24 protein-coding genes are annotated in these 22,230 nt (G+C 73.9%); 11 read left to right on the top strand and 13 right to left on the bottom strand.

The window, feature by feature from the left end; all coding sequences use genetic code 11:
* Nucleotides 1-21: 21 nt before the first annotated feature.
* The 3 genes from LV78_RS06965 to LV78_RS06955 form a co-directional block, all read right to left on the bottom strand.
* A complete protein-coding gene (locus LV78_RS06965; RefSeq protein WP_253843905.1) occupies nucleotides 22-675 on the bottom strand; it encodes a GOLPH3/VPS74 family protein in 654 nt (217 codons plus the stop codon).
* A 73-nt stretch (nucleotides 676-748) separates the two neighbouring features.
* Nucleotides 749-1,543, bottom strand: a complete 795-nt coding sequence (locus tag LV78_RS06960; RefSeq protein ID WP_253843904.1) for a CPBP family intramembrane glutamic endopeptidase — start codon at nucleotides 1,541-1,543, stop codon at nucleotides 749-751.
* A 9-nt stretch (nucleotides 1,544-1,552) separates the two neighbouring features.
* Nucleotides 1,553-2,311: a DUF2470 domain-containing protein gene (locus tag LV78_RS06955; protein WP_253843903.1), complete on the bottom strand. Its 759-nt coding sequence runs from the start codon at nucleotides 2,309-2,311 to the stop codon at nucleotides 1,553-1,555.
* Between the two features lie 92 nt (nucleotides 2,312-2,403).
* Here LV78_RS06955 and LV78_RS06950 point away from each other — a divergent pair, with 92 nt between their 5' ends.
* Nucleotides 2,404-3,030 (top strand): hypothetical protein, encoded by a 627-nt coding sequence (locus LV78_RS06950; RefSeq protein ID WP_253844306.1) that lies wholly within the window; start codon nucleotides 2,404-2,406, stop codon nucleotides 3,028-3,030.
* Between the two features lie 104 nt (nucleotides 3,031-3,134).
* Here LV78_RS06950 and LV78_RS06945 read toward each other — a convergent pair whose 3' ends face one another.
* Nucleotides 3,135-4,328 (bottom strand): homogentisate 1,2-dioxygenase, encoded by a 1,194-nt coding sequence (locus tag LV78_RS06945; RefSeq protein WP_253843902.1) that lies wholly within the window; start codon nucleotides 4,326-4,328, stop codon nucleotides 3,135-3,137.
* Between the two features lie 69 nt (nucleotides 4,329-4,397).
* Here LV78_RS06945 and LV78_RS06940 point away from each other — a divergent pair, with 69 nt between their 5' ends.
* The 5 genes from LV78_RS06940 to cydB all read left to right on the top strand — a co-directional run bounded on the left by LV78_RS06940 (nucleotide 4,398) and on the right by cydB (nucleotide 9,719).
* Complete coding sequence (locus tag LV78_RS06940) at nucleotides 4,398-5,264, top strand: hypothetical protein (RefSeq protein WP_269770681.1); 867 nt, start codon at nucleotides 4,398-4,400, stop codon at nucleotides 5,262-5,264.
* Entirely contained in the window at nucleotides 5,261-6,445 is a 1,185-nt protein-coding gene (locus tag LV78_RS06935; protein WP_253843901.1) for a fumarylacetoacetate hydrolase family protein, read from the top strand. The genes LV78_RS06940 and LV78_RS06935 overlap by 4 nt, the downstream gene beginning before the upstream one ends.
* Before the next feature lie 2 nt (nucleotides 6,446-6,447).
* The gene (locus LV78_RS06930; protein ID WP_253843900.1) at nucleotides 6,448-7,107 is read left to right on the top strand and encodes an IclR family transcriptional regulator; all 660 of its coding nucleotides are present in this window, start codon (nucleotides 6,448-6,450) and stop codon (nucleotides 7,105-7,107) included.
* A gap of 81 nt (nucleotides 7,108-7,188) precedes the next feature.
* Nucleotides 7,189-8,700, top strand: coding sequence for a cytochrome ubiquinol oxidase subunit I (locus LV78_RS06925; RefSeq protein WP_253843899.1), 1,512 nt, complete (start codon nucleotides 7,189-7,191; stop codon nucleotides 8,698-8,700).
* Nucleotides 8,701-8,714: 14 nt separating this feature from the next.
* A complete protein-coding gene (gene cydB / locus LV78_RS06920) occupies nucleotides 8,715-9,719 on the top strand; it encodes a cytochrome d ubiquinol oxidase subunit II (RefSeq protein WP_253843898.1) in 1,005 nt (334 codons plus the stop codon).
* 127 nt (nucleotides 9,720-9,846) lie between these two features.
* Here cydB and LV78_RS06915 read toward each other — a convergent pair whose 3' ends face one another.
* Nucleotides 9,847-10,836, bottom strand: coding sequence for a toll/interleukin-1 receptor domain-containing protein (locus tag LV78_RS06915; RefSeq protein ID WP_253843897.1), 990 nt, complete (start codon nucleotides 10,834-10,836; stop codon nucleotides 9,847-9,849).
* 157 nt (nucleotides 10,837-10,993) lie between these two features.
* On the opposite strand from LV78_RS06915, the gene cydD reads away from it, so the two are divergent.
* Together cydD and LV78_RS06905 are read left to right on the top strand one after the other, a co-directional pair.
* Nucleotides 10,994-14,059, top strand: coding sequence for a thiol reductant ABC exporter subunit CydD (gene cydD, locus LV78_RS06910; protein WP_253843896.1), 3,066 nt, complete (start codon nucleotides 10,994-10,996; stop codon nucleotides 14,057-14,059).
* Entirely contained in the window at nucleotides 14,056-15,174 is a 1,119-nt protein-coding gene (locus LV78_RS06905; protein ID WP_253843895.1) for a GAF domain-containing sensor histidine kinase, read from the top strand. The genes cydD and LV78_RS06905 overlap by 4 nt, the downstream gene beginning before the upstream one ends.
* A gap of 195 nt (nucleotides 15,175-15,369) precedes the next feature.
* On the opposite strand, the gene LV78_RS06900 is transcribed toward LV78_RS06905, so the two are convergent.
* Nucleotides 15,370-15,999 (bottom strand): response regulator, encoded by a 630-nt coding sequence (locus tag LV78_RS06900; protein ID WP_253843894.1) that lies wholly within the window; start codon nucleotides 15,997-15,999, stop codon nucleotides 15,370-15,372.
* 60 nt (nucleotides 16,000-16,059) lie between these two features.
* Between LV78_RS06900 and LV78_RS06895 the strand changes: the two genes are divergently transcribed.
* Entirely contained in the window at nucleotides 16,060-16,542 is a 483-nt protein-coding gene (locus LV78_RS06895) for a GNAT family N-acetyltransferase (RefSeq protein ID WP_118945124.1), read from the top strand.
* A gap of 61 nt (nucleotides 16,543-16,603) precedes the next feature.
* On the opposite strand, the gene LV78_RS06890 is transcribed toward LV78_RS06895, so the two are convergent.
* Entirely contained in the window at nucleotides 16,604-17,215 is a 612-nt protein-coding gene (locus LV78_RS06890; protein WP_253843893.1) for a macro domain-containing protein, read from the bottom strand.
* Between the two features lie 103 nt (nucleotides 17,216-17,318).
* On the opposite strand from LV78_RS06890, the gene pheA reads away from it, so the two are divergent.
* Nucleotides 17,319-18,209, top strand: a complete 891-nt coding sequence (gene pheA, locus LV78_RS06885) for a prephenate dehydratase (RefSeq protein WP_253843892.1) — start codon at nucleotides 17,319-17,321, stop codon at nucleotides 18,207-18,209.
* Nucleotides 18,206-18,817, top strand: a complete 612-nt coding sequence (locus LV78_RS06880; RefSeq protein WP_253843891.1) for a histidine phosphatase family protein — start codon at nucleotides 18,206-18,208, stop codon at nucleotides 18,815-18,817. Before pheA ends, LV78_RS06880 begins: the two co-directional genes overlap by 4 nt.
* A gap of 43 nt (nucleotides 18,818-18,860) precedes the next feature.
* On the opposite strand, the gene LV78_RS06875 is transcribed toward LV78_RS06880, so the two are convergent.
* The 6 genes from LV78_RS06875 to LV78_RS06850 form a co-directional block, all read right to left on the bottom strand.
* The gene (locus LV78_RS06875; protein WP_253843890.1) at nucleotides 18,861-19,697 is read right to left on the bottom strand and encodes an ABC-2 membrane transporter-related protein; all 837 of its coding nucleotides are present in this window, start codon (nucleotides 19,695-19,697) and stop codon (nucleotides 18,861-18,863) included.
* Entirely contained in the window at nucleotides 19,694-20,554 is an 861-nt protein-coding gene (locus LV78_RS06870; RefSeq protein ID WP_253843889.1) for an ATP-binding cassette domain-containing protein, read from the bottom strand. Before LV78_RS06870 ends, LV78_RS06875 begins: the two co-directional genes overlap by 4 nt.
* Nucleotides 20,547-20,930 carry a GntR family transcriptional regulator gene (locus LV78_RS06865; protein ID WP_253843888.1) on the bottom strand — a complete coding sequence of 128 codons (384 nt, stop codon included), beginning with the start codon at nucleotides 20,928-20,930 and terminating at the stop codon, nucleotides 20,547-20,549. The genes LV78_RS06870 and LV78_RS06865 overlap by 8 nt, the downstream gene beginning before the upstream one ends.
* Nucleotides 20,931-21,012: 82 nt before the next feature.
* Nucleotides 21,013-21,429 carry an Imm1 family immunity protein gene (locus LV78_RS06860; RefSeq protein ID WP_253843887.1) on the bottom strand — a complete coding sequence of 139 codons (417 nt, stop codon included), beginning with the start codon at nucleotides 21,427-21,429 and terminating at the stop codon, nucleotides 21,013-21,015.
* Complete coding sequence (locus tag LV78_RS06855) at nucleotides 21,423-21,998, bottom strand: DddA-like double-stranded DNA deaminase toxin (RefSeq protein WP_253843886.1); 576 nt, start codon at nucleotides 21,996-21,998, stop codon at nucleotides 21,423-21,425. The genes LV78_RS06860 and LV78_RS06855 overlap by 7 nt, the downstream gene beginning before the upstream one ends.
* 18 nt (nucleotides 21,999-22,016) lie before the next feature.
* A complete protein-coding gene (locus LV78_RS06850; protein WP_253843885.1) occupies nucleotides 22,017-22,202 on the bottom strand; it encodes a hypothetical protein in 186 nt (61 codons plus the stop codon).
* Nucleotides 22,203-22,230: the final 28 nt, after the last annotated feature.

Raw genomic sequence — 22,230 nt, 5'->3', positions numbered from 1 at the left:
ATCGAAACGTTGCGCAGCGCTTCAGGCTCCCGCGGCGGCCACGGCCGCACCCGCCACCAGCGCCAGCTGGATCTCGTCGATGGCCTTGCGCACCGCCTCCGAGGCCCAGGCGCCCTCGCCGATCTCCTTCAGCCTGGCCTTGAGCCGGTCCTTCGGCACGTCGGGGAGCACCTTCCGCTCCTGCCGGGCCGCCCCGATCAGCGCGCACAGCGCGGCCGTCCGCTCGTCCACCGGACCGTCGCCCTCCAGCGCGGCGCGCAGCCGGGCGCGCGCGTCCGCCTCCAGCGCGGGCTGCCTGCCGTCCGGCGTCGGGTAGCGGGTGGTCGGGAAGACCAGCAGCACCTTGGCCGCCTCGCGCCGGACCACGCCGCGCTCCACGAGGCCGTCGAGCACCTTCGTCGTGCTCTCCTTGTAGAGCTTGTGCATCCACTGCTGCGGCTTGCGCGGCTTGTCCGCCTCGGCGAGCCGGGCCAGCAGGGCGTCCACGGCCGGTTCGCCGGTGGGGGTCGGGTCGGTGACCACGACCTTCTTGTCGGCCAGGTCGACCCGGCCCGCCAGCACCAGCTCGGTGAGCAGCGCGCCGGTCACCCCGTAGCCGAGGATCGGGTGGGTGAACGAGGGCTTGCCCTCGTCCGAGTAGCAGATGAGGACCAGTTCGTCGGCGAGCGTCGTCATGCCCCGATTGTCCTCCCCGCCCGGCCCCGGCGGGGCCGTTCGGCCGATCGCGCCCGATCTTCCGGCGGTGCGGTCATGGCAGCCAGGACAGGTGGTCGCGCAGCAGCGAGTAGCCGACGAAGGCGACCACGTCGAGCAGGGTGTGCGCGCCGATCAGCGGCCACAGCCTGCCGGTCCGCTGCCAGAACTTCCCGTAGACCAGGCCCATCACGACGTTGCCGATGAACCCGCCGAACCCCTGGTACAGGTGGTACGAGCCGCGCAGCACGGCGGCGACCACCAGCGAGGTGTTGTCCTTCCACCCCAGCTGCCGCAGCCGGGTCAGGACGAACCCGACGACCAGGACCTCCTCGGCCCAGGCGTTGCCCGCCGCCGCCAGGGTCAGCGTGATGGCGCTCCACCAGGAGTCCAGCGTGGACGGCTGCACGGCCAGGTTCAGCCCCAGGTTCCAGGCCACGAGGTAGAACGCCAGGCCGGGGACGCCGATCAGCGCGGCCAGCCCGAGGCTGCCCCACGCGTCGAACGCGGGGCGGGCCCGGTCAAGGCCGACGGCCTTGAACGTCACCCCGCTGCGCCACAGCAGGTACAGGCCGAGCCCGCCCCACGCGGACAGCTGGAGCACGCTCAGCAGCTGGGCGATCAGGTCGAGCAGGTCGAACCGCGCCTGCGGGACGTTGATCGCCACCGTCTGCTGGTTCAGCGGGACCGGCCGCAGCAGGCTGTCCACCAGCCGAACCAGGCTGCGCAGCCCGGACAGGCCGAGCGTGACGCTGAAGACGAGCAGCAGCTCGACCTGGTAGCCCTTGCGCTGGTCGGGTGTGAACCGCTCCGGCCCGAACTCCGCAGGCTCGTTCCTCTGGTCGATCACCAGCACACGTTAGCGGCGCTGCGCCAGGAACGGGCAGCCCATCAGCCTGCGCAGCTCCGAGGACAACTCGGACGGGGTCGCCACCGGGCGGGAGAACGCGATCCGCACGTCGTGGTCGGTGTCCGCCAGCTCCACCCGCAGCCGCAGGCCGAACCGGTCAAGGCCCAGCGGCCGGACGTGCCCGCCGCGCAGCGCCTCGGGCAGGTGCTGCACCAGCAGCCCCACCACGTCCCGGTGCGAGAGCTCCAGGTGCCGCAGCCAGTGGTCCTCGTAGCCGCAGAACGGGTCGGGCTCGGCCTGGGCGAACACCTCGGGGCGCAGCGAGGTCGTGGTCTCCGCGTCGGCGACCACCAGGGAGGCCGGGACCAGGCGCAGCGCGGTCAGCCCGTGGCCGACGTCGAGCAGGCGCGGGTCGGGGTGCTCCTCGGCGACCTCCAGGCAGGCCTCGCGGGCGTCCTGCCCGTCGAGCGCGCGCAGCCAGCCGGTGATCCACAGCAGGCCGCGCACCGGCTCGCGCAGCGGCACGGCGGCGTGGTCGGCGATCTCCAGCATCGAGGTCACCTCGCCGAGCGCGGCGCGCGCCACCAGCGGGTGCTCGTCGGGCAGCAGCAGCGTCGCCTCGCCGCAGGCGTGCACGTGGTGCAGCTCCGGCACCACCCGGTCCTCGGCGCCGTCCGGTGGCAGCAGCGCGGCGCGCCCACCCCTGGTGGCGATGGTCCGCGCGCGCTCGGCCGGGTGCGGCGCGGGTGGTCTGCGGATCTCGGTCACCGCGTCACCTCCCCAACTTAGGGCAGCCTAACTTGCCGTGCGGTGGAAAAGGAAGTCCCCCGGTGGACGTACCCTGATCGTGCTTGGCGGAGGTGCTCGTGGTCGTGCCCAACCAGCCGTCCACCGAAGGGGCGGCGATCGATGACCGCTGGACCCACCACTGCCTCGAGACGGCCAGCAGGCGGGTCTTCGGCTGGGTCGTCCTCGGGGCTCTGGCGTTCACCGCTCAACTGGTGCTGGTCCTCTGGTCCGACGTGCCCTCGCACGTCCCGTTCGTGCTGCTCGCGTTCTCGCTCGGGTCCATCGCCTGGGGCCTGGTGCGCAGGCCGTCGCCCGCCGGGGCGATGCGCGAGGAGCCGTGGCGGTTCGCGCGCGTCCATTGGAGCAACGGCAGGCTCGTCGTGCACGGCGAGGAGAGGTCCTCGGTGCTGGAGGTGCGCGGCGCCGGGCCCCTGGTGCGCGGCCGGATCGGCAAGCACCGCAGGGCCTGGCTCGTGCTGCCGGACCGGCAGGGCAACACCGTGGTGACCTTCCGGGGCGTGCCGAAGCTGTTCCCGGCGCGGGTGCTGCGCGCGCCCGTGCGGCGCGGGACCGGGAAGCAGGCGGGCGGCGCGGCGAAGGGCGTGAAGGCTGGGCGCACCAAGCGCGGGTCGGCCAGGGGGAGCCCCCGCGAGCGCGGCTCCGGGGGCGGCACTGGGCGTGACCGCTCGAAGGACTGACGGCCGTTCGGGGGACGCCCGAACCGGGGGAGCCCGGCGACGCCGGGTGCCCGCCGATCGGCTCGTCCCGATCTCGGGCGGACCCGGCCCCGCCGAACGCCCGCTCAGCCCGGGTCCGGCCCCCGGCGCGACCAGGACCACGCGTACCTCGGGTCCTCGCCCGCCAGCGCGGCCTCGCCCAGCTCCAGCGGCCGGAACGTGTCCACCATGACGGCGGTCTCGTCGAACGCCTCCGCGCCCAGCGAGGCCTCCACCGCCCCCGGCTGCGGCCCGTGCGCGCAGCCCGCCGGGTGCAGCGACAGCGACCCGAGCCCGATGCCGGAGCCCTTGCGCGCCTCGTAGTCCCCGCCCACGTAGAACATCAGCTCGTCCGAGTCGACGTTCGCGTGGTTGTAGGGCACCGGCACGGCCAGCGGGTGGTAGTCGACCTTGCGCGGCACGAACGAGCACACCACGAAGTTGGGCCCCTCGAACGTCTGGTGCACCGGCGGCGGCTGGTGCACCCGCCCGGTGATCGGCTCGAAGTCCCCGATGTTGAACACCCACGGGTACAGGCAGCCGTCCCAGCCCACCACGTCGAACGGGTGCGCCGCGTAGGTCATCCTGGTCAGCCCGGCGCGGTGCCGCACCAGCACGTCCACGTCCTCGCCGTCCACCAGCAGCGGCTCGGCGGGCCCGCGCAGGTCCCGCTCGCAGTACGGCGAGTGCTCCAGGAACTGCCCGCGCGCGGACAGGTACCGCTTCGGGGGCCCGATGTGCCCGGTGGCCTCCAGCACCAGCAGGCGCATCGGCGTCCGGGGCACCAGCCGGTAGGTGCAGGAGGTCGGCAGCACCACGTAGTCCCCGGACTCGACCACCAGCGCGCCGTAGATCGTCTCGACCACGCCCTCGCCGGACTGCACGTACAGCAGCTCGTCGCCGAAGGCGTTGCGGTACAGCGGGCTGGGTTCGGTGGCGGCGGCGAAGCAGATCACCACGTCCGCGTTGCCGAACAGCACCCTGCGGCCGGTCACCGCGTCCGCCGCTCCGCCTCGGCCGTCCGGGCCCGACCCGACCAGGGGACCGGTCTTGAAGTGGCGGGGCTTGAGCGGCAGGTTCGGGACGAGGGGTCCTCGGGTGTCCGGGACGGTCACCGCGTCGACGATCGCGGTGGGCAGGTGGCGGTGGTAGAGCAGGGCCGAGTCGGCCGAGAAGCCCTCCACCCCCATCAGCTCCTCCGCGTACAGGGAGCCGTCCGGAGAGCGGAACTGGGTGTGGCGCTTTCGGGGGATCTCCCCGACCTGGCGGTAGTGCGGCATCGGTCACCCCGGACGTTCGATAATCGGACATCTTTGTTCATTGACCGGTACGCCACTAGCGTGTCAGCCGTGTCAAGCGCCTTCGAACTCCGTGCGCCCGGTCCTCGCGGCACACCACCACTGCTCGCGCGGCTGGTGGACGACGCCGCGCTGTTCCCTCCCGGCGACGCGACCATGGCCGACGCCGTGCGCGGTTACCTGGACTCGCGCTCCGGCGACTGGGCCGGACCGCTGAACCTGTTCCTGTGCCCGGCCTCCCGGCTGGCCGAGCTGATCACCGAGCTGATCAAGGTGAAGCCGGTCAAACCGGTCGCCCTGTCGCTCGTGATCGACACCGGTCTCGGCGGGGTCCCGAAGGCGGTGTCGATCGTGGAATCGCGCAGCGAGCTGCTCGCGCTGCGCATGGTCGAGATGCCCGCCCCCTCCGACGTGGACGAGGTGTGGCTGGAGCGCGTCTCGGAGTTCGTCCCCGAGGACGTCATCCGCGTGGTCGAACCGCGCAGGGGCGGCGCCGAGTGGCTCGACGGGGTGCGCCGGGTCATCGAGCACGGCAGCTGGCCCAAGCTGCGCTGCGGCGGGATGCGCAAGGAGAACTTCCCGAGCGTGGACGAGGTCGCCGACTTCCTGGCCGTCGTCAGCGGCGGCGGGGTGGCGTTCAAGGCGACCGCGGGCCTGCACCACGCGGTGCGGCACGAGGACCCGGAGACCGGGTTCACCCACCACGGGTTCCTCAACCTGCTGGTCGCCACCGCCCGCTCGCTGTCCGGCGGGGACGTGCGCGCCGCGCTGTCCAGCACCGACGCCGAGGCGCTCACCGCCGAGGCCAAGGCGCTGTCCGACCAGGCCGCCCACGCGGTGCGCGGCGTGTTCGCCTCCTACGGCTCGTGCTCGCTGGCCGACCCGATCCGCGACCTGGAGGAGCTGGGCCTGCTGTGAGCTGGATCGAGGACCCGGCGTTCGGCCCGGACCACCCGTTCGGGCCGCAGACGCTGCCCTACGGCGTCACCCCGGACGGCGTGGCCGTCCGGGTGGGCGACCGCGCGCTGCCGCTGCGCCCGCTCGCCGGGTCCCTCGGGCGGCTGGCCGACCTGGTGTCGGCGCCCGACCTGGACCCCCTGCTGCGCGCGGACCGCGCCACGTGGAGCGAGCTGCGGGCCCGGCTGGTCGACCTGGTCACCGCTCCCACCGCCCCGCGCGGCGCGGCGCTGACCGACCTGGGCGGCGAGGTCCTGCCGTTCACCGTCGCCGACTACGTCGACTTCTACTCGTCCCGGCACCACGCGGAGAACGTCGGCCGGATCTTCCGGCCGGACGGCGACCCGCTGCTGCCCAACTGGACCCACCTGCCGGTCGGCTACCACGGCAGGGCGGGCACGGTCGTCGTGTCCGGCACGCCCGTGGTCCGCCCGCGCGGCCAGCGCCGCGCCGAGGGCGGCCCGGTCTTCGAGCCCAGCGCCCGGCTGGACGTGGAGGCCGAGGTGGGCTTCGTGTGCGGCGGCCCGCCCGCCTCCCGGCTCACCCCCGACCGGGCCGCCGACCACGTGTTCGGCGTCGTCCTGGTCAACGACTGGTCCGCGCGCGACGTGCAGGCCTGGGAGTACCAGCCGCTCGGCCCGTTCCTCGCCAAGTCCTTCGCCACCAGCGCGTCGGCCTGGATCACCCCGCTGGAGGCGTTCTCCGCCGCCAGGGTCGCCCCGCCCGCGCTGCCCAACCCGGTGCTGCCGCACCTGGTGGAGGAGCGGCCGTGGGGGCTCGACCTGACCCTGGAGGTCGAGTGGAACGGCGAGGTGGTCTCCCGGCCGCCGTTCCGCGAGATGTCCTGGACGTTCGCCCAGCAGCTCGCGCACCTGTCGTCCAACGGCGCCCCGGTGCGCCCCGGCGACCTGATCGCCTCCGGCACCGTCTCCGGGCCCGGCGTCGACGAGCGCGGCTCGTTCCTGGAGCTGACCTGGAACGGCCGCGACCCGGTGGTGGTCGCGGGCGCCGAGCGGTCGTTCCTGGCGGACGGGGACACCGTGCGGATCACCGCCACCGCCCCCGGCCCGGACGGGTCCGTCGTCGGCCTCGCCGAGGTCGTGGGCACCGTGCTGGCCGCCGCGCCGGTCCGGGAGGGGTAGTCGTGAGCCGGTCACCGGAGGCCGGGCGCGCCGACCAGAAGGAGAGCTCGCTGACCCTGGAGCGGGGCCTCGCGCTGCTCCAGGCCGTCGCCGACGCCGAGTCCGACGCGCCCACCATCAGCGAGCTGGCCACCGCCATCGGCGCGTCCCGCGCGGCCGTCTACCGGCTGCTCGTCCCGCTCCAGGCGCGCGGCCTGGTGCGCCGCGAGGGCTCCAAGGTCCGGCTGGGCCTCGGCGTGCTGCGGTTGGCCGCCAACGTGCTGCCGCAGCTGCGCATCGCCGCGCAGCCCGCGCTGCGCGAGCTCGCCGAGGCGGTGGGCGCCACCGCGCACCTGACGGTCGCGGACGGGGCGGAGGCACAGGCCGTAGCCGTGGTGGAACCGTCGTGGACCGCTTTTCACGTCGCCTACCGGGTCGGCAGTCGGCACCCGGCCCACCGCGGTGCGGCCGGACGGGCCATCGGCCTCTCGACCGAGGGGTTGCAGTGGATCGTCTCATCGGGCGAGCTGCAACACGGCGCGTTCGGCGTAGCGGCCCCCGTCAGGGGGGTGCACGGGCTGCGCGCCAGCGTCGGGGTGGTCTCCCTCAACGAGCTGGTCGGCGACCGGGTCGGTCCGCAAGTGGTGGCCGCCGCGCAGCAGGTGGCGGACGCGCTGCGCTGATCGATCACGGGACCTTGGTCCCGGGCACCGCAGGACCACGGCACCTGAGATGCCACCCCTATGTCGACTTACGGTCACCGTGTGAACGTCCTCGACCTGTCGCGGTGGCAATTCGGCATCACCACCGTCTACCACTTCCTGATGGTGCCGCTGACGATCGGTCTCTCGCTGCTGGTCGCGGCGATGCAGACGGCGTGGGTGCGCACGGGCGATCGCAAGTACCTCGCCATGACGAAGTTCTGGGGCAAGCTGCTCCTGATCAACTTCGCCATGGGCGTGGTGACGGGCATCGTCCAGGAGTTCCAGTTCGGCATGAACTGGAGCGCCTACTCGCGCTTCGTCGGGGACGTCTTCGGCGCGCCGCTGGCGATGGAGGGCCTCGCGGCGTTCTTCGTCGAGTCCACGTTCCTCGGGCTGTGGATCTTCGGCTGGGACCGGCTGTCCAAGAAGGCGCACCTGGCGTGCGCCTGGGCGTTCTCGCTCGCGACGATGCTGTCGGCCTACTTCATCCTGGCCGCCAACTCGTGGATGCAGCACCCGGTCGGCACGATCATCTCCGACGAGGGCCGCCCGCAGCTGGTCTCGATCGGCGAGGTGCTCACCAACAACACCACCCTCGCGGCCTTCCCGCACGTCATCTTCGGCGCGTTCGCCGTGGCCGCCGCGTTCCTGGTCGGCATCGCCTGCTGGCACCTGTGGAAGCGCAGCGACGAGGAGCCCGTGTGGCGCGCCTCGGTGAAGCTGGGCGCGTGGGTCGGCATCGTCTCGTTCGTCGGCCTCGCCATCACCGGCGACTTCCAGGGCAAGCTGATGTTCCAGCAGCAGCCCATGAAGATGGCCGCCGCCGAGGCGCTGTGCCACACCGAGGAGCCCGCCGCGTTCTCGATCTTCGCGGTCGGCGACGTGAGCCGCGCGGACTGCGAGTCGGTCAAGAGCATCACCGTCCCGGCCCTGCTGTCCTTCCTGGCGCACAACGACTTCTCCAGCGAGGTCAAGGGCGTGCAGGACCTGGTGACCGAGTACCAGGCCAAGTACGGCGAGAACTACCCGGTCGACGACCGGCTCGGCGAGCTGTCCGGCCAGCCCATCGACTACGTGCCGATGCTGCCGGTCACCTACTGGGGCTTCCGCCTGATGATCGGCTTCGGCGCGATCTCGGCGCTGGTCGGCGCGGTGGCGCTGTGGCTGGTCAGGGGCGGCAGGCAGGCGCCGACCGGCAAGTGGTTCCCCCGGCTGATGCTGCTCAGCATCGCCACCCCGTTCCTGGGCAACAGCTTCGGCTGGATCTTCACGGAGATGGGGCGCCAGCCGTTCGTGGTCGCGCCGAACCCGACGGGCGTCGACGGGGTCTGGATGTTCACCGCCAGCGCGGTCTCGGCCAACACGGTCGGCGAGGTGCTGACCTCGGTCACCGTGCTGACCCTGCTGTACGGCGCGCTCGCGGTCGTGGAGGGCTTCCTCCTCAAGAAGTACGTCGCGGGCGGTGTCGCCGGCGTCATGCCGCCGGTGAAGGCCCCGACCGGCGACGGCAAGGACAAGGACTCCGACGACAAGAGCGATGACGATGACGACGTCCTCGCGTTCGCGTACTGAGAGGGGGTGCTGACGTGGAGACGTTCTGGTTCTGCGTGATCGCCCTGTTCTGGCTGGGCTTCCTCTTCCTGGAGGGTTTCGACTTCGGCGTCGGGATGCTGCTGCCGGTTCTGGGCAAGGACAACACCGAGCGCCGGGTCATGATCAACACGATCGGACCGGTCTGGGACGGCAACGAGGTCTGGCTGATCGTCGCGGGCGCGGCCACGTTCGCCGCCTTCCCGCTCTGGTACGCGTCGCTGTTCAGCACCGCTTTCCTCGCGCTGCTGCTGTTCCTGGTCGCGCTCATCGGGCGCGGCGTGGCCTTCGAGTACCGGGGCAAGGTCGACAGCGAGCGCTGGCGCAGGAACTGGGACCTCGTGATCATCACGACGTCCTGGGTCGCCTCCTTCGGCATCGGCTTCGTGCTCACCACCAACGTCTACGGCCTCCCGATCGACGCGATCGGCGACCGGGTCGGCGGGCCGTTCAGCTACATCACCTGGCAGGGGGTCGTCGGCGGCCTGGCCGTCTCCGGGTTCTCGCTGGTCCACGGCGCGCTGTTCACCGCGCTCAAGACCGAGGGCGAGATCCGGGAGCGGGCCCGCGCGCTGGTGTTCAAGATGGCCCCGGTCGCGCTGCTGCCGCTGGTCGCGACCCTGCTGCTGGTGCAGTTCGAGTTCGGCACCGCCGCCACCTGGGGCGCCACCGTCGTGGTGCTGCTCGCGGCGGTCGGCTCGCTGGCCCGGCTGTGGGTGAAGCGCGAGGGGCAGGCGTTCGCGCTGATGGGCCTCGCGGTCGTGGCCACCGTGATCGCGCTGTTCGGGGCCATGTACCCGAACGTGCTGCCGTCCACGGTCGACCCGGCGTTCTCGCTGACGATCGAGAACGCGTCCTCCAGCTCGTACACCCTGACCGTCATGACCTGGGTCTCCGCCTTCGGCGCGCCCGCCGTGCTGGTCTACCAGGGCTGGACCTACTGGGTGTTCCGCAAGCGCATCGGGGTCAAGAACATCCCCCCGGTGCACGTCCCGTCGTAACCAGGGGCAGGGGGTGGTCGCGCGGTACCCGCGGCCACCCCCGCACGACCCCCAGGTGCCGCCGGACTCCGGCCCCGCCTCGCGGCGCACGCGGCGGGGCCGGTTCTCTTCCCCGGCCCGACCCCGCTCAGCCGGACCCGCGCTCGACCAGCAGCAGCGCCGTCTGCAGCGACTTGCAGCCGCGTCGCAGCGTCCGCAGCGTGTGCCGCAGCGGCGCGTACTTCTCCTCCAGCGGCCGGAAGCGGTCGAGCAGTCCGGACACCGCCCGCTCGTCCGCCCACAGCGCCGCCACCTCGTCGGCCATCCCCGCCGCGCCCGCCCGCCGCTCCGGGGCCAGCGCCCCGGCCACCGCCGCCTCGTAGTCCCGGCACCCGTCGCTGAACCGCTCGCCGAGCACCCGCAGCGAGGCGGCCACGCCCAGCGCGATCCGCTGCGCCTCCGGAGCGGGCCGCGTCGAGGCGCGCTCGGCGGCCACCAGCTCGTCCGACAGCGCCGCGCGCACCTCGGCCAGCAGCGCCCCCACCGCCCGGTGCCGCTCGCGGAACGCGCCGAGCAGCGGGTCCCCGTCGGCGCCCAGGGCCGGGGGAGCGGTGGCCAGCACCCGCTCGGCCTCCTCCACCACGTCCACCAGGTCGCCCGCCAGCGCCAGCACCGCCCGCCGCCACACCGCCGACCCGCTGCCCTCCAGCATCGCCTCCCGCAGGTCCCGGTACTGGCGCTCGCTGATCACCCGCACCAGCGGGTCCTCGTGGTCGGGGGTGAGCATCCGGTGCCCGAGCAGCACGACCGGCAGCAGCAGCGACGGCACGCCCCGCCGGTCGGCCTCGCTGTGGAAGCGGTGCAGCTCCTTGCGGCAGTACGGGCGGTCGAAGTACAGGTTGGTGATCAGCGGCAGGAACACCGGCGCGCTGTCGATCGCCTGGTCGATGCCGCTGCGCCACTCCTGGCCCCACACCAGGTCGGAGCGGTCGACGAAGACCTCGACGCGCCTACCCCGGTCGGAGAAGGCGAACTGCTCCAGCGCGCGGGTGAACGGGTCGATGAAGCCGAGCACGTGGTCGTCGTCCTGCGCGTAGCTCAGGAAGACGCGGATGGGGGACTCCTCCGAGGGCGGCACACCGCAGGCTAGCCCGCCCGCACCGCGCCCTTCCCGCACTTCTGCGCGGAGCCGGGCGGTGACGGGGCGCGCCCGAGGGGGTCCCGGGACCTTGGTCCCACGCGGGCCGGGACCGTCGCCCCGCACACGCGCGCCCACCTCGGCATACCGTGGAACCGTGAGCTTCCCCGGTGACCTTCCCGCCAGGAAAAAGCCGGGGCGGGGCCCGCTCGGCGCGCTGCCGAAGCTGTCCGGTTCAGCGCGCCGGGCCCTGGTCCTGTGCGCCTTCCTCGCGGGCTGCACCGCCGTCGCCCTGGTGGCGCAGGCGGTCACCCTCGGCACCGCGCTCGCCGACCTCGTCGCGGGCGGCTCCCCGCAGCTGTGGCCGATCGCGGCGACCGTCACCGCCCGCGCCCTGCTCGCCTGGGCCACCGAGTCCGCCGCCGCGCGCGCGGCGGCAGGCGCCAAGGAGGAGCTGCGCGCCGCCCTGCTCGACCGCTCGCTCGCCAACGGCCCGGCGTGGATCACCGAGCGCGGCCCGGCCGAGCTGACCGCGCTGGCCACCAAGGGGCTCGACGCGCTCGACGCCTACTTCACCCGCTACCTGCCCGCGCTGGTGACCACGGCCGTCGTGCCGCCCGCCGTCGGCCTGTGGATCCTGCTCAGCGACCCCACCTCCGCGGTGCTGATCGCCATCACCATCCCGCTGATCCCGGTGTTCGCCATCCTGATCGGCAAGTTCACCGAGCAGAAGGTCGCGAAGGTCGCGACCACCACCGAGAAGCTCTCCGCCCGGCTGCACGAGCTGGTCCGCGCCCTGCCGGTGCTCACCGCGTTCGGCCGCGCCCAGGCCCAGGCCGAGGCGGTCCGCCGCACCGGCGACGCCCACCGCAGGGCGACCATGGGCACGCTGCGCGTCGCGTTCCTGTCCGCGCTCGTGCTGGAGATCGCCGCGTCGCTGTCGGTCGCGCTCATCGCGGTCGGCATCGGCGTCCGCCTGGTCTACGGGGACATGAGCCTGGCCACCGGCCTGATCGTGCTGATCCTGGCCCCCGACTGCTACCTGCCGCTGCGCAACGCGGGCGCCGCCCACCACGCCAGCGAGGACGGCCTGGAGGCGGTCCGCCGGGTCGCCGAGGTCGTCGACTCCCCGCAGGGGGAGGTCACCGTCCCGGAGGCGGGCGAGACCGGCGTGGAGGTGCGCGACCTGCGCGTCGAGCGGCGCGGCGGGTTCGCCCCCGACGGGCTGAGCCTCACCGTCCGACCGGGGCAGGTGCACCACCTGGACGCCCCCAGCGGGCGCGGCAAGTCCACCACCATCGCCGCCCTGCTCGGCTTCCTCGCCCCCACCTCCGGCGAGGTCCGGGTGCGCGGCAGCGTCGCCTGGGTGCCGCAGCGGCCCGCGTTCGCCGCCCGCACCGTCGCCGAGGAGCTGGAGCTGACCACCGGCCGCGTCGACCACGAGGTGCTGCGGCGGGTCGCCGCCGAGCACCTGGTCGACCGGCCGATCGCCGAGCTGTCCACCGGCGAGCGGCAGCGCGTCGCCGTGGCGCGCGCCCTGAGCACCGGCGCGGACGTGCTGCTGCTCGACGAGCCGACCGCCCACCTCGACCCGGCCACCGCCGCCAAGGTCATGGCCGCGATCACCGCCGCCGCCGAGGGCGGGGCCGCCGTCGTGCTCGCCACCCACCGGCTCGCCGAGGCCGCCGACACCGCCGACGAGGCGACCGCCGTGCGCGCCGCCGACCGCGAGAGCGCCACCCCGCGCACCCCCCGCCCCACCCGCCTGCTGCTCGGCGGCGCCGCCATCGGCACGGCCGCGCTGCTCAGCGGCGTCGCCCTCACCGCCCTCTCGGCCTACCTGATCGCCAAGGCCTCCACCCAGCCGCCGATCCTCACCCTGTCCGTGATCACCGTGGGCGTGCGGGCGTGCGCGCTGGCCAAGGGCGTGCTGCGCTACCTGGAGCGGCTCGTCACGCACGACGCCGCGTTCCGGTTCGCCGACGCGCTGCGCATCGACATGTGGCGCAGCCTGCGACCCGGCCGGGCCGAGCTGACCCGGCTGGTGGACGACACCGACACCGTCCGCGACCTGGTGCCCAGGGTGCTCCAGCCGCCGCTCGCCGCCGCGGGGGTCGGCCTCGCCGCCGTGGTCCTGTTCACCGTCATCCAGCCGGTCGCCGGCCTGGCGCTCGCGGCGTTCCTGCTGGTCGGCGGGCTCGCCGCGCCGCTGCTGGCCGCCGCGCTCGACCGCCGCGCCACCACCGCGCTCGCCAGGGGCCGCCGCCGGGTCTCCGAGGACGTGCTGACCCTGCTCACCGCCGCACCCGACCTCATCGCGTTCCGCGCCGAGGGCCGCTACCGGGCCGGGCTCGCCGCCGTCGACGCCGAGCTGGCGCGGCAGACCCGCCGCCAGGCGTTCGGCGCGGGCGCGGCCACCGGCCTGATCACCCTCGCGACCGGCCTGGCCGCCGTGGTGTGCACCGCGCTCGCGGGCGACGTCGACCCGCTGCTGATCCCCGTCCTCGGCCTCGTCCCGCTGGCACTGGTCGAGACGCTGAGCACGCTGCCCGCCGCCGCCCAGCACCGCACCGCGCTGCGCGAGGCCTACGGCCGGATCACCGAGCGGCACCCCGAGGCGAGGCCCGCGACCGGGCCCGCCAAGCTGGAGAACGTGGACGTCCGCTGGCCGGGCTCGGCCGAACCCGTGCTCCGCGACTTCACCCTGACCCCCGGCGCGGGCGAGCGGATCGCCGTCGTCGGACCGTCCGGCGCGGGCAAGTCCACGCTGTTCGCGCTGCTCCTCGGCTTCCTGGAGCCCGAGCGCGGCCGGGTCAGCCGCCCCGAGCGGATCGCCTGGTGCCCGCAGGAGCCGATGCTGGTGTCCACCACCCTCAGGGAGAACCTCAAGCTCGGCGACGCGCACGCCGACGACGACCGGCTCCGCGAGGCGCTGGTCACCGCCGGGCTGCCCGAGTGGGTCGACCGGCTCGACACGATGATCGGCCCCACCCTGCTCTCCGGCGGCGAGGCCCAGCGCGTGGCGCTGGCCAGGGCGCTGCTGCACGACGCCGACCTGGTGCTGCTCGACGAGCCGACCGCGCACCTGGACCGCCCCACGGCCGAGGCCCTGCTCGACCGGCTCGACGTAGCGCTGCGAGGGAAAACCGTGGTCCACATCACGCACCGGCCCGAGGAGACCAGGCACGCCGACCTGGTCCTGTCGATGAGGCCCGCCCGATGACCGCCGTCGACCCGGCCCGCGTCCTCGCCGCCTCCACCGAGATCACCTCGCTGGCGCTGGAGGGCGACGACCCGGACGCGGTGCTGCCGCTGGTGGTCAGGCACGCCGCCGAGCTGGCGGGCGCCGACCTCGGCCTGTCGATGATCTCCGCCGACGACGGCACGCTGACCGTGGAGGCCTCCTCGGCCGGGTCGGAACCGGTCGGCATCGTGGTGTCGAGCCGCTCGTCCGCCGCCCGCGCCGCCCGCACCGGCATCCCGGTGGTGGCCGCCGACCTGGTCAGCGACCCGAGGACCGCCCCGTTCGTGCCGAGGCCGCTGCGCGGCTACGGCCCGTTCGCGGTCGCCCCGTTCGGCACGAAGGAGCGGCGCATCGGCGCGCTCGCGGTGTACCGCAGGCGCGGCTCGGCCCCGTTCAGCCCGGACACCGTCGACGTGCTCACCGCGTTCGCCGCGCACGCCGGTCTCGCCGTCGTGCTCGCCGAGGGCACCACGGCCCGCCAGCGCGTCGCCGTCTACCAGGAGCGCGAGCGCATCGCCCGCGACCTGCACGACGTGGTGATCCAGCGGCTGTTCGCGACCGGCGTCCAGCTGGACCTGCTGGACCGCAAGCTCAAGCTGGAGGGCAGGGAGGCCAAGCGGCTCGCCGACGCCGTCGACCAGCTCGACGAGACGATCGCCGAGGTGCGGGCCACCGTGCGCGCCCTGCGCGGCACCATGCCGGAGCAGCTCGCGCACACCGACCTGGTCGACTCGGTGCGCTCCGAGGCCCGCACGGCGGGCGAGCTGCTCGGGTTCCGCCCGGACGTGCGCATCGTCGGCCACTTCCTCGACCTCGACCCCGCGCTGGCCGACCAGGCGCGGGCCGCGCTGCGCGAGGCGCTGGCCAACGTGGTGCGGCACGCGGGCGCGGGCTGGGTGGGCATCACGGTCGACAAGGACGCCGAGCGGCTCGCGCTGGAGGTCGGCGACGACGGCTGCGGCATCCCGGACGGGGTGGAGAAGCGCGGCCTGCGGCACCTGGCGGAGCGGGCGCTCGCGCTGGGCGGCGGGTGCGAGATCAGCTCGTCGCCGTCGACCGGCACCACGGTCCGCTGGCACGTGCCCCTCGCCTGACGACGGCCGGGCGCTCCCGCGCCGCGACACCGCCTCAGCCGCCCGCCCGCCGAACCGGACGTTCGAGGACCCCACCCCACCGGGGGCAGGCGCTCCTGCGGCCGACTGGACCCCGTTGCGGGGGCCGTCAGCCGAGCCGCGTCACCCGGTCGGGGCGGGCCGGTCGGCCGGACCGGGGGGACCGACCGGAGTCGGTCACCGCCCCCGGCGGGCCACCCACGCGGCGGCCTGCGTCCGGCGCTCCATGCCGAGCTTCGACAGCACCGCCGTCACGTGGTTCTTGACCGTCTTCTCGGCCACGAACAGCCGCTCGGCGATCTGCCGGTTCGACAGGCCCTCGCCGATCAGCGACAGCACCCGGCGCTCCTGCTCGGTCAGCGTCGCCAGCTCGTCCGGCTCCTGCGGCTTGCGCATCCGCTCCAGCACGCGCGAGGTCGTCACCGGGTCCAGCAGCGACCGCCCGGCCGCCACCTCCCGCACCGCGTGCACGAGGTCCTGGCCCCGCACCTGCTTGAGCAGGTAGCCGGACGCCCCCGCCGTGATCGCGCCGACCAGCGCCTCGTCGTCCTCGAACGCCGTCAGCACCAGGCACCTCGGCCCGCCCGGCAGGTCCTGGAGCCTCCCGCACAGCTCGACGCCGTTGCCGTCGGGCAACCTCATGTCGACTACGGCTACGTCTGGCTTGCTCGCCTGCGCCCGCACGACCGCCTCCCGAACGCTCCCGGCCTCGGCCACGACCTTCAGGTCGGCCTCGTCCTCCAGCAGTTCGCGGAGCCCCCTGCGGACCACCTCGTGGTCGTCGACCAGCAGTACCCGGATGGTCACGAATCAACCATAGGTCGGATGCCGGTACCCACTGCAGCCGGTGCTCGGGACAGTTCAGGGATGCTGGTTCGCGCGATCGAGGAAGCCGACCGGATCGTGGTCGGCCGTCTGGTGCTGGAGTTATGGGGGACGCACACCTCCGTGGCCCACGGACAGGTGTTCTTCCCGGCCAGTTTGCCCGGATTCCTGGTGGAGCAGCAAGACCAGGTCCTCGGGCTTCTCACGTACACGACCAACGACAACCTGCTGGAGATCGTGACCATCGACGCCCTGCGGCGCGGCCGGGGGGTCGGCACCGCACTGCTGGAGGCGGTGGTGCACCGGGCGCGGCAGCTCGGCTGCAACCGGATCAGGCTCACGACCACCAACGACAACCTGGACGCGCTGCGGTTCTACCAGCGGCGCGGGTTCCGCCTCACGGCGCTGCGCTCGGACGCGGTGCGCGAGTCGCGCCGGGTGAAGCCGGAGATCCCGTCGGTCGGCGACTACGGGATCCCCATCGTGGACGAGCTGGACCTGGAGCGCTGGGTGGCGCCGCGCTGATCCGGTCCGCCGGGTTGTCCACAGGCTGTGGGCAAGTTCTCCACAGACCTGTGGACAACTCCTAGCGCCTGGGGATCGGGCTGAACACCTCGTCCCAGGCAGCCGCGACCTGACGTGCGCAGGTCCACGGCGACACTCCGTCGACTCCGGTTCCCAGCCCCGGCATGGCGATCGTGCGGACGACGTCGCGCAGGAGCCTGCCGTCGTCGAGCCGCCCGGTCTGCCACAGCCGGAGCACCGCGCGCGCCGCGAGGTACGGGTGCACGCTGTCGTCCGGCAAGCGCTCGCCCAGCACGCGCCTGGTCGGCGCGCTGACGAGCCACTCGGGCTGGGGCTCGCCGGTCGGCACGGCCAGCGCCTCCCCGACCGGGAGCTCGCCCCCGTGCAGCGCCAGCACCGCCCGCCGCACCTGGTCCTCCACCTGGGGGAAGGCCCGCGCGTACAACTCGTCCACGCCGGTCCGCAACCAGCCGGACGAGTTCCCGAAGCTCACGACGACCTCGGCGACGATGTCCAGCACCGAACCGCGGTGCACCACCACCCCTGTTCGGCCGTCGGCCACACCGGCCCAGGCCCTCGCGAGCGGTTCATCTACGGCGCACAGCACCAGACGGGGAACTACAACCGGAGCGTTGATCTCACCCTCCGTATCGGCGGCCACGTGGACAAGCATTCCAGGAGAGATGCGCTGTGCGGAACAGGGGCGGCCACCCGCCGGGCGGGTGATCCTCGCCTCAGCGGTGATCACCATGTGTGCTGCTCGTATGGTTGCGCCCGTGCCACGCATCGCCTACTTCGGACCCAGGGGAACCTTCACCGAGCAGGCCGCGCGCGGCTTCGGTCCGGACCTGGAGCCCCGCGAGACCATTCCAGCAGCCCTGGAAGCCGCCCGCACGGGCGAGGCCGAGCTCGCCTGCGTGCCGGTGGAGAACTCCGTCGAGGGCGCCGTCCCGGCCACCATGGACGCGCTCGCCGAGGGCGCCCCCCTGGTCGCCGTCGCCGAGACGGTGCTCGCGGTCAGGTTCAGCCTGCTGGTCCGTCCGGGTGGTGGACCGGTCCGCACCGTCGCCAGCCACCCGCACGCGCTCGCCCAGGTGCGGCACTGGCTGGCCGAGAACCTGCCGGACGCCGTCGCGGTGGCCGCGACCTCCACGGCGGCGGCGGCCGTCGCGGTGGAGCGCGGCGAGCACGACGCGGCGGTGACCGCGCCCGTGGCGGCCGAGCACTACCCGCTGGAGGTCGCGGCGACCGACCTCGCGGACGTGCGCGACGCCAAGACCCGGTTCCTGCTGCTGCGCGCGCCCGGCGCCCTGCCCGAGCCCACCGGCTCCGACCGCACGTCGGTCGTGGTGACCGCGCCGGACCGGGTGGGCGTGCTGTCGGACGTCCTGGTCGAGTTCGCGCTGCGCGGCGTCAACCTGACCAGGATCGAGTCCAGGCCCACCAAGGGGCCGCTCGGCCAGTACCGGTTCTACATCGACTTCGACGGGCACGTCGCCGAGCCGAGGGTCGGGGACGCGCTGGCCGCGCTGCGCAGGCACTGCCCGGACACCCGGTTCCTCGGCTCGTACCCGAAGGCGGTGCGCGAGGACGTGGTGGCGGAGAACGCGGATTTCGTGGCCGCGGCCGAGTGGGTCGCGGCGATCAGGGAGGGCAGGGACGCGTGAGGTTGCTGTTGGTCAGGCACGGCGAGACGGCGTCGAACGTGGCGATGGCGCTGGACAGCCTCCCGCCGGGCCCGCCGCTCACCGAGGCCGGGCAGGCCCAGGCGGAGGCGCTGGCGCGGGACCTGGCGGACGTGCCGGTCACCGCCGTGCACGCGAGCGCCGCGGTGCGCGCCCAGCAGACGGCCGCGCCCGTCGCGGCGGCGCACGGCCTGGAGGTCCAGGTCGTGGACGGCGTGCAGGAGATCTTCTGCGGCGACCTGGAGGGCCGCAGCGACCGCGAGGCGTACCGGACGTTCATGAGCACCGTGCGCTCGTGGGCCGATGGCGACCTGGACGTGCCGCTGCCCGGCGGCGAGTCCGGCAGGCAGGTGCTCGACCGGTACCTGGCGGCGGTGGAGGGGATCACCGCCGGGCGGGCGGAGGACGACGTGGTGGTGCTGGTCAGCCACGGCGCCTCGCTGCGCATGGCGGCGCTGGCGCTGGCGACCAACGTGACCCCGGCCCTGGTCGCGGCCGGGCTGCTGCCCAACACCGGGCGGGTGGAGCTGGAGCGGGTCGGCGACGGGTGGGTCTGCACGTCGTGGACCGGCGTGGACGTGGCGGGCTGAGCGCCCGGTCGGGCCCGCCCCTCGTCGGGCCCGACCGGGGGGGTCACCGCAGCCTGCGGCCTGCCACCCACCAGCCAGCCGCCAGCAGGACGGCCGCGAGGGCGAGGAAGATCCCCAGCTCCACGAACTGGAACGGCCAGAAGCGCGAACCGGGGTGGTAGCCGACGGTCCACTCGCCCGGCAGGCCCTCGCCGGTGCACGGGTTGTCCGGCGAGGCGCACGGGTCGGCGGCGACCGGGCCCTCCGGTCCCCGGTGCTGGAGGTAGGTCACGTACCAGGCGCCTGGTGGCACTTCGTACTCCCGCCCGGTCAGCGGCGGCGCGTAGTACCGGCGCAGGCCGAGCAGGGACGCCATCGCCAGCGGCAGGTACGCCAGCAGCGAGCCCACCACCGCGAGCAGCGCGTTCCCCCGCAGCAGGCCCAGCAGGGCCGCCGCCGCGAACACCACCAGGGTGTGGCCGACCGGGACGACGCCCTGGACCTGGAAGAACGGGCTCATCAAGCTCGGTGAGCCCCGCCCCGGCTCGACCTCGTAGGTCCAGGTCGCCACCAGGCCCGTCACCAGCGCGCCCAGCGCGAGCGGCACCCCGGTGACCAGTACTTTCGTCGCCCACCAGCGGTTCCTGGACACCGACTGGGTCAGGGTGAGCGCGTGCGATCCGCGCTCGACGTCCGGCGCGAACACCGACGCTCCGGCCAGGGCGCCCACTACCGCGGGGCCGCCGAGCAGCCCCAGCGGCAGCAGGACGGTGTGGGTGAAGTTCCCGATCGGGTCCAGCACGCCCAGCCGCGCCAGCGCCAGCAGAGCGCACGCGATCACCGTGAACCCCAGGATCCCCAGCACGTGCGCCCGCTGCTGCCGCCACGCCAACCAGGTCATGCCGCCACCGCCCGCGACGTGCGCAGGTAGCCCAGCGCGAGGTCCTCCAGCGACGGCCGCGCGCAGGTCCAGCCCGGCACGTCACCCGTCCGGGCCAGCAGCGTCCGCTGCCTGCCCACGGTGCTCGACTCCACCACCCCGTCGGGGACCTCCAGCTCGGCGGGCCCGACCAGCACCCGGTGCGCGTCCAGCAGCTCGTCCACCGGTCCTTCCAGCGGCACCCGGCCGTCGGCGAGCAGGACCAGGTGGTCGCACGCGCTCTCCAGCTCGGACAGCACGTGCGAGGACATCAGCACCGACATCCCGGTGTCGGCGACCTCGCCCAGCAGCGCCCCCATGACCTCCCGGCGCGCCAGCGGGTCCAGGTCGGCGAGCGGCTCGTCCAGCAGCAGCAGCTCGGGCCGCCTGCCCAGCGCCATCGCGAGCGCCACGCGGGTGCGCTGGCCGCCGGAGAGCCGGTCGACCTTCGCGTCCAGCGGCACGCCCGCGCCCTCCACCAGGCCCAGCGCGTGCGCCGCGTCCCAGCCGGGGTTCAGCGCGGCGCCCGCGCGCAGCACCTCGGCGGTGGTGAACCCCCGGTAGAGCGGCTTGGTCTGGCCGAGGTACCCGACCCTCGGGTGCGCCCCCGACCGGCCGGGCCGCCTGCCCAGCACCAGCAGCTCACCGCTGTCCGGCCGCAGCAGGCCGACGGCCAGGCGCATGAGCGTGCTCTTGCCCGCCCCGTTCGGCCCGACCAGCGCCGCGAAACCACCGCGCGGCAACCGGAACGCGCAGTCGCGCAGCCCGCCGCCACGCCGGTGGCGCAGCGTCAGGGCCGACGCCTCCAGCACGTGCTCCACTTCGTTCCCCCTAGTCATCGTGGTCCCGGTACACCGCGTCGAGCCGCGCTTGGACGAGCGCCTCGACGTGCTCCCGGTCCAACCCGGCCACGCGTGCGCGGGCGACCCAGTCGGCCAGCTCGGCGCGCAGCGCCCCGTCGTCCGGCCCGGCCAGCGAGGCGGAGACGAACGTCCCGAGCCCGCGCCGCGCCTCGACCAGCCCGTCGCGCTCCAGCTCGCGGTAGGCCTTCAGGACGGTGTTGGGGTTGATCGCGGTGGCCTCGACGACCTCCCGCGCGGTGGGCAGCCGGTCACCGGGCCGCAGCAGCCCCAGGCGCAGCGCGTGCCGGGCCTGGTTGACGATCTGCTGGTAGGCGGCCACCCCGGAACGGCGGTCGATCCGGAACTCGATCACCTCAACACCCTTTCACTACTTAATTAGTGAAAGCATGGTGCACCGAGGGGAGGGGGGTGGTCAAGCGGGGCCCGGCGAGGCGTCAGCCGGTGGGGAAGAGGTGCAGGTCGGGGTGGTCGTCGGGGATCAGGCCGTCGTGGGCGAGGAAGGCGGCCAGGACGGCGCGGACGGTCGCGAGGGGGACCTCCTCGCTGGCGGGGACGTCCTCGCCGTTGCCGCAGTAGTCGTACAGCACCGTGCCGGTGGCGCTCGGGTCGCCGACCGTGGTCCGGTAGGTGTCGGGGCCGTTGAGGTGGACGAACCCCCGTTCGACGCCGATGCCCGCGTCGATGTAGGCGTGCCCGTAGGGGTCCTCCTCGACGGTGATCTCCACCATCGACGGGCACTCCTGCCGGGCCGAGTCGCCGCTGATCAGGTCGATGGCCGCGTCCAGCTCGGCCGCGCTAAACACGAGGATCGGCTTGCCGCGCTGGTGGCTGATCCGCAACCTCGTCACCACTTCGGTGTCCTCCGGTGGTTGAGGCGGCGCATCGCGGCGGCCACCTTCATCTCGGCGTGCGCCACCACTACCGGTGGCCGTGGGAGTGGGATGCCCGACTCGCGGAGCAGGCGCCACGCCTCCACCGAGTCCGCGTCCTTCCCGCTGACCGAGTCGCGCACCGCGCCGCTCCCGTCGAACCACCGCCCGTGGGTTTTCTGCCCCTTGCCCGGAACCACCGGCGGCGGCAGTTCTTCGCGCAGCGTCGCTATCCGGTCCAGCACCGGCGTGCCGTGCGGGCCGTCCACCGGGTCCTCGACGCCGTTCCTGGCGGCGTAGGCGCGGATCGCGTCGGTGATCGCCGCCAACCGGTGCGTCAGACCCTCCGGCTCCTCGATGCCCTCCGCCACGGCCGCGAACGTCGCTCGGGCCTCCGCCACGTCGCCCCTGGACGTCCCCTCGCCCGCTGCGGCCAGCAGGTCGCCCGCCTCGGTCGCCAGGCGGCCCGCCGTGTTCGCCGTCGCGACCGCGTCCTCCACCAGGGCCACCGCCCGGCGCAGCGCCGCCCCCACCTCGCCCAGCGAGGCCACGGCGTCAGCTCGCCGCCGTCAGCTCACCGCCGCTCCTCGCGCCTCCAGCGCGGCCAGGGCCTCGGTCAGGGTGGCCACGGTCCGGCGGGCGGCCTCCCTGGTCAGGACCAGGTCCACGGTGCGGTCCACGGTCAGCTCGACCTCGCCGTCGGCCGTGCCGCACTCGATCGTCGCGCCGTCCTCGACCTTGATGTACGTGGACATGTGGGTTCCGCCTGTGAGGATCACGGGT

This window comes from Actinosynnema pretiosum (genome assembly GCF_024171695.1).
Classification (GTDB): Bacteria; Actinomycetota; Actinomycetes; order Mycobacteriales; family Pseudonocardiaceae; genus Actinosynnema; species Actinosynnema pretiosum.
The sequence above is the reverse complement of the archived record's forward strand: the minus strand, read 5'-3'. Positions and strand labels throughout refer to the sequence as shown.